Raw genomic sequence first — 806 nt, forward strand, 5'->3', positions numbered from 1 at the left:
ATACAATTCACCCAACACACCCACCGGCACCGGACGCAGCCAGCCATCCAGCACCCACACCCGCGCACCCGCCACCGGAACCCCAATCGGCGGAACACCCGCCGCTGCAGGCTCCAACTGCCCGCTGACCGACGCCGCGACGGTCACTTCCGTCGGACCGTACGCGTTGAACATCGCGCGACCGGCGGACCACCGTCCCACCAGCTCGGCGCCCAGCGCCTCGCCACCCGTCACCAATACCCGCAGGTCAGGCAGATCACTGGCCGGCATACTGCCCAGGACCGTCGGCGGTACAAGCGAATGCGTGATCCGCTCCCCCGCGAAAACATCCAGCAACTCCTGCCCCGCCAAAAGCCGACCGCCCTCCGGAATCACCAGAGTCCCACCACCACCCAAAGCCATCAACAACTCCATCACCGACGCATCAAAACCCGCCGACGCCAACTGCAACACGCGCGAGGACGCGTCAAGCCCGAACCGCTCCACCATCGCCGCAGTAAACCCAGCCACACCCCGATGGGAGACCACGACACCCTTGGGACGCCCCGTCGAGCCGGACGTATAGATCACATACGCCGCCGAGTCCAACGACACCCGCCCCACAGGAACAGCAGAAGACGCCGAGGCCCCAGAAAGCACCTCCAGCATCTCCTCATCAATCACCAGCTGGACACCACTGTCCGCCGTCACAAACTCCATACGCTCAACCGGCCACTCCGGATCCAACGGCACATACACACCACCCGCCCGCACCACCGCCAACAGAGCCACCACCCACTCCACCGACCTCGGCAAACACACACCCA

Annotated in this window: 1 protein-coding gene; it reads right to left on the reverse strand. The window is 65.3% G+C overall.

Annotation, left to right across the window (positions count from 1 at the left end):
* The coding region (locus tag IF11_RS37435) for an AMP-binding protein (RefSeq protein WP_037729474.1) at positions 1-806 on the reverse strand (806 nt) is incomplete at both ends.

The organism is Streptomyces scopuliridis RB72 (genome assembly GCF_000718095.1).
In the GTDB taxonomy this organism is placed as follows: Bacteria; Actinomycetota; Actinomycetes; order Streptomycetales; family Streptomycetaceae; genus Streptomyces; species Streptomyces scopuliridis.